The organism is Actinomycetospora sp., assembly GCF_055612215.1.
The window spans coordinates 1-5,250 of sequence record NZ_JBVPVA010000936.1; the positions used below are offsets into that span (position 1 = coordinate 1).

General features: G+C 75.8%; 5 protein-coding genes and 1 pseudogene. 2 read left to right on the plus strand and 4 right to left on the minus strand.

Annotation, left to right across the window (positions count from 1 at the left end; all coding sequences use genetic code 11):
- The 3 genes and pseudogenes from AC0CYZ_RS25535 to AC0CYZ_RS25545 form a co-directional block, all read right to left on the minus strand.
- Nucleotides 1-425, minus strand: a pseudogene (locus tag AC0CYZ_RS25535) (hypothetical protein); the annotation flags it as partial.
- Between the two features lie 41 nt (nucleotides 426-466).
- Entirely contained in the window at nucleotides 467-1,270 is an 804-nt protein-coding gene (gene otsB / locus AC0CYZ_RS25540) for a trehalose-phosphatase (RefSeq protein WP_472220564.1), read from the minus strand.
- A gap of 144 nt (nucleotides 1,271-1,414) precedes the next feature.
- Nucleotides 1,415-2,653 carry an ROK family transcriptional regulator gene (locus tag AC0CYZ_RS25545; protein WP_472220566.1) on the minus strand — a complete coding sequence of 413 codons (1,239 nt, stop codon included), beginning with the start codon at nucleotides 2,651-2,653 and terminating at the stop codon, nucleotides 1,415-1,417.
- A gap of 118 nt (nucleotides 2,654-2,771) precedes the next feature.
- Between AC0CYZ_RS25545 and AC0CYZ_RS25550 the strand changes: the two genes are divergently transcribed.
- Nucleotides 2,772-3,923, plus strand: a complete 1,152-nt coding sequence (locus AC0CYZ_RS25550; RefSeq protein WP_472220568.1) for an adenylate/guanylate cyclase domain-containing protein — start codon at nucleotides 2,772-2,774, stop codon at nucleotides 3,921-3,923.
- The gene (locus AC0CYZ_RS25555) at nucleotides 3,920-4,450 is read left to right on the plus strand and encodes a hypothetical protein (protein ID WP_472220570.1); all 531 of its coding nucleotides are present in this window, start codon (nucleotides 3,920-3,922) and stop codon (nucleotides 4,448-4,450) included. The genes AC0CYZ_RS25550 and AC0CYZ_RS25555 overlap by 4 nt, the downstream gene beginning before the upstream one ends.
- A gap of 16 nt (nucleotides 4,451-4,466) precedes the next feature.
- On the opposite strand, the gene AC0CYZ_RS25560 is transcribed toward AC0CYZ_RS25555, so the two are convergent.
- Nucleotides 4,467-5,250, minus strand: a 784-nt coding sequence (locus AC0CYZ_RS25560; RefSeq protein ID WP_472220572.1) for an alpha/beta hydrolase, incomplete at its 5' end; no start/stop codon positions are given.

Sequence of the window (5,250 nt, forward strand, 5' to 3'; positions counted from 1 at the left end):
GCGCGGTCCCGGAAGCGGAAGTGGCGGCGCAGCATCGCGGTGCGGATGTCGTAGGAGTGCGAGTACTCGAGCACCTCGACGTTGTCGAGCGTGATCGCCTCCTCGCCCTCGATGCGCAGCATGAGCACGAGCCAGTTCGGCAGGTTGACCAGGTCCTCGTTGAGCACCGGGCGGCCGCCGAGGATCGTCGTCTCGCGGTTGTAGGCGCCGTGGGCGTAGGTCCCGGCGTAGTGCGCGGGCGGGTCGGTGTCCTCCCACTCGGCCGCCCCGCGGGTGCAGAAGTACCCGTTGCCGGTGGAGGTCAAGGCCTCGCGCAGGCCCTCCTCGTCGGGGTCGACGCCCTCCCAGGTGAGGGTCCAGCCGTCGGCGTCCGCGGCGTCTCCCGGGATCGTGATGGGGGCGTGGTCGGTGGCGGCAGTTGTCACCGCGGTCTCCTCCCGGCTCGGTCGGGCGTGGACATGGGTGGTCAGCGACCCAGCGCGTCGAGGAAGCGGGCCACGCCGTCGACGTCGGGGAGCACGGCCGACGCGGCGGTCTCGCGCGCCGGGGCGTCCGACGGGTCGATGACGAGCACGCCGAGGCCGCCGTCGGCGATGCTCGGCGCGCGGAACGCGTCCTCGTCGGTGACGTCGTCGCCGAGGTACACCGGCAGCACGCCGGGGCCCCGCAGGTCCAGCACGTCGAGCAGGTGCTCCACGGCACGGCCCTTGTTCCAGTCGATCTTCGGCTGGATCTCGTGGACGAACTTGCCGGGCGTGACCCGCAGCTCGCCGGGATGCGCGGCGAGGACCCGGTCGACGAGCTCCTGCACCTCGGCGTGGCGGGAGCCCTCGACGGCGCGGTAGTGCAGCGCGACCGACGCGTGCTTGGGCTCGACGAGCGTCCCCTCGATCGCGGCGGCCTGCTCGGAGACCTCCGCGGTGACCTTCTCGACGAGCTCCTCGAAACCGGAGGACGCGTCGTGGGTGATCACCCCGTGGCGCGGGTCGTAGATGTCGAAGCCGTGGCTGCCCGCGACGATGAGGTCGTCGAGGCCCATGAGCTCGGTGACCACCCCGCGGTCGCGTCCCGAGACCACACACACGCTCGCCCGCTGCGCGAGCTCGGAGACGATGCGCCGCATCTCGGGCCCCATGACGGCGTCCGAGGGGTTGTCGACGATCGGCGTCAGCACGCCGTCGTAGTCGAGGAACACGGCGGGTGTCCGGTCCTCGCCGCGCTCGGTGAGCACCGCCTCGGGGGCGGGCAGCTCGGACGCTCGCGCGCTCATCGGTGCGACCTCCACGTCGACGTGCGCCGGTACCGCGGAGGGCGTGTGACGCGCTTCACAGGCTAGGTCCGCACGGTCCCGCGGTCAACCGATGAACGCACCATCGTGATCTTGGCACGGATCGGCGGTACCCGCCCGGGCCGATCAGCCACGCGTGGCGAGGACGAGCTCGCCCGCGAGGGCGACGGCGCCGAGCACGTGCGCCCGGGCGCCGAGCCGGGCCGCGACCACCTCGACGCCCTCGGCCGCCCCCGGGAGCGCCCACCGCTCGAGCGCCGCCTGCAGCGGGCCGATGAGCAGCTCCCCCGCCTGGGCGAGCTCGCCCCCGACGACGACCCGGGCGGGGGTCAGGACGGTGCAGAGCCCGCCGAGGGCCCGCCCGACGTGGCCGCCGGTGTCGGCGAGCACCCGGCGCGAGGGCGCGTGGCCGCCGCGGGCCCGCGAGACCACCTCCGCGATGGCGAGCGGCCGTCCCAGCAGCGGCTCGAGCAGGCCGACCACCGTCGCCGTCGAGGCCCAGGTCTCCAGGCACCCGCGGTTGCCGCAGCGGCAGACCGTGCCGCCGGGCCCGCCGGTCGGCCCGCCCGCGTCGTCGGCCACCACGACGTGCCCGATCTCCCCGGCCGTCCCGGCGCGGCCCCGGTACGGGTGCCCGTCGAGGACCAGCCCGGCCCCGACGCCGTCGGACAGCTTGAGGTAGACCGCGTCCCGGACCCCGCGGAGCGCCCCCCAGGCCTGCTCGGCCAGCGTGCCGAGCAGGGCGTCGTTGTCGACCGCGACCGGGACGCCGAGCCGCGCGGTGGCGCGGGCGGCCGCGTCGACCCCGACCCAGCCCGGGAGGATGCCCGGCTCGCCGACGGCGCCGGTGCGGCCGTCGACCGGTGCGGGCAGGCCGATGCCGACCCCGCAGAGGCCGGAGGGCCGCACGTCGGCGGCCGCCAGCGTCTCGGCGAGCAGCGCGGCGGCGGTGTCCAGCCCGTCGTCGGCGCCGTGGCCGCCGGGCAGGTCGGCCACGCGCTCGGCGAGCAGGGGCGGGAGCGGCCCGACGGAGCCGTCCGGGCGGGCCCGCGGCACCGTGTCGGCCGCGCGCGCGAGGCCGACGCGGACGTGGCGGTGCCCGAAGTCGATGCCCGCGACGTGGCCCGCCGGTGGCACCACCCGGACCGCCCGGACCCGCCGGCCACCCCGCACGGCCGTGGTCGCCGTCAGGCTGCCGATGTCCACCAGCGCCCGGACGATGTTCGACACCGTCGCCGGCGCCAGCCCGGTGGCCGCGGCGATGCCCGCCTGGGTCGGTTCGCCGGCCGCCAGGACGGCGTCCAGTACCCGACGTCGGTTCGCCTCCCGCAGTCCCGCGGGCGATCCGGGCCCCGCCGCGTTCATCGGTTGAACGTAGCGTGCCCCTGTGGTCCATGTCACTATCTCGCGCGGGAACCCCGGTGGAGTGGTGCGTCCGCGTCCGGGAGGCGGCCTCGGACGGTCCACCGCTACCGTCCGTTCGGTGGACGACCGGCTCTCCGAGCTTCGCCAGGGCGTCGTCGACGCGCTGGAGGCCAGCCGCACCGCCGCCCAGGTCTACGACGAGGACGGGCGGCTGCGCTGGGTCTCCGACCAGATGCTCGAGCTGGCCGGGGCCGACGCCTCGACCGAGGTCGGCTACGGCATGCACATCGCCGAGGGCCTCGAACTGCCGATCTGGGCGACGATGCTCTCCGAGCCCACCCGGCGGGCGGTGCGCGAGGACCTCGAGCGACGGTTCGCCGCGCCCGACCTGGCGCCAGTCTGGGTGTCACCGGTCGAGCTCAACCTGGCCCAGCGCCGTCGTCCGGTCGGGATGCTCGGCGTGACGGTGCGCGCCGGCGACGGGACGCTCGCCGGGACCGCGCTGGTGTTCGCCCCGCTGCTCCCGGCCCGCGTGCTCGCGCTGGTCAGCGAGGGCGACGAGGCGATGTTCACGCGCATGGCCGACCTCACCGAGCCGCGCCGCCGGCCCGCGGCCGTCGTGTTCGCCGACATCGACTCGTCCGGACCGCTCTCCCGGCTGCTGCCCACCGCGGCCTACTTCGAGCTGGTCCGCCGCTTCACCACGACGTTCGACGACCTCGTCGCCCGCCACGGCGGCATCGTCGGCAAGCACGCGGGCGACGGGGCGAGCGCGTTCTTCCTGGCCGCCGGCACGCCGGACGACCGGCACCACCCGGTGGAGTCGGACGCCGCGTCGGCCGCCCTCGCCGTGGCCCTGGCCTTCCCCCCGGCCGTGCGGACGATCGTCGAGGAGCTCGCCGGGGAGGGCGTCGGCGTGCGGGTCGAGGACTGCCGGGTGAAACTCGGCGTGCCCTGGGGCCCCAACCTCTACATCGGCCAGATCGTCACCGGCGGGCGCCTGGAGATCACGGCGCTGGGGGACGAGGTCAACGAGTGCGCCCGCATCGAGCACGTCGCCACCGGCGGGCAGACGCTGGTGTCGAAGACGCTCCTCGAGCGCCTCGACCCCGACGCCGCCCGCGCCCTCGACATCGACCCGCTGACGCTCACCTACCGCGTGCTCGCCGACCTCGCCGGCGCCGACCGCAAGGCCCTGCGCGACGCGGGGTCGCTCGCCGTCGTGGACCTCGCGGGACACGGTGATCACGGAGCAGACTCACCGCCGTGATCGTCTCCCAGGCGCTGCCCGAGCCGTCGTCCTCGTCCTCCTCGCTCGACCCCGAGGCGTGGGGCGACTTCGCGGTCGCGACCGCCGGCGCCGCCGCCGCCCTCGCGGGGCTGCTCTTCGTGGCCCTGTCGATCAACATCTCGGCGGTCCTGGGCTCCACGCGCATCACCGCCCGGGCCGGGTCGACGCTCGTCCTGCTCGCCGCGCCGGTGTTCCTGGCCCTCGCGCTCCTGGTCCCGTGGGGATCGACGACCCCGCTCGGCGTCGTGCTCGTCGTCCTGGCCGTGCTCGCCGGGGGCGCCCTCGGCGTCATGCTGCCGCGACCGATCCCCGAGGTGCCGCGCGTCGCGTGGGTGGCCACCACGCTCCTGCCCCCGCTCGTGCTCGGGGTGGGCGTGCTCCTCGCCGGGATCGGGCTGCTCACCGGCGGACTCGGCGGGCTCCTCTGGCTCGCGCCCGCCATCGGTGCCTCGCTGCTCGGCGGCCTGGTGGGCGCGTGGGTCCTGCTCGTCGAGATCCTGCGCTGAGATCCTGCGCTGAGGCTCACCAGCCGTGCTGGTCGAGCCAGTGCTCGCGGACCGAGCGGCTCACCTGGTTGCCCAGCGACCCCGTGCCGAGCGTGTCGTAGGCGTGGTTCGCGTAGGGCACGCGGTGCAGCGTCGCGTCGATCCCCGCCGCCCGCGCCGCGTCGACGAACCGCGTCACTCCCTCCGGGGGGACGAGCTCGTCGCGGGTCGGGCCGAGGACGAGGGTGGCCGGGGCCCGCGGGGTGATCGCGGGGACGCCGGAGAGCGCGCGGTAGCGGTCGGGGACCTGCTGCGGGCTGCCCCCGAGATAGAAGTCGAGCAGGTAGTGGTCGGACACGCCGGGGTGGCCGGGGTCGGTGCCGTGCACGTAGGCGTCGAGCAGGTCGACGGCCGGGTACTGCACGACCACCCCGCGCGGCACCGGCACCACGCCGCCGCACGAGGACGGCTGGGTGCCGGACGCCGCACGGTAGGCCACCGACACCGCGAGCTGGCCGCCCGCGGAGTCCCCGGCCAGGACGATCCGGCTCGGGTCCCCGCCGAGCCCGGGCGCGAGCGCGGCGACCTTCGTGAGGGCGCAGGCGACCTGCGGACCCGCGACGTCCCAGGTCGGACGGGTCGGCGTCGCCAGCGTGTAGGCGACACTGATGACGAGGCGGCCCCGGTCGGCGAGGGCGCGCAGGTCCTCGGTGTTGCCGAGCTCCGAGCCGCCGACCCACCCGCCGCCGTGGACGTAGACCAGCACCGGCGCGGGGCCGGTGGCCCCGCGGGGGTTCCACACCGCGGCGTGCAGCGCGACG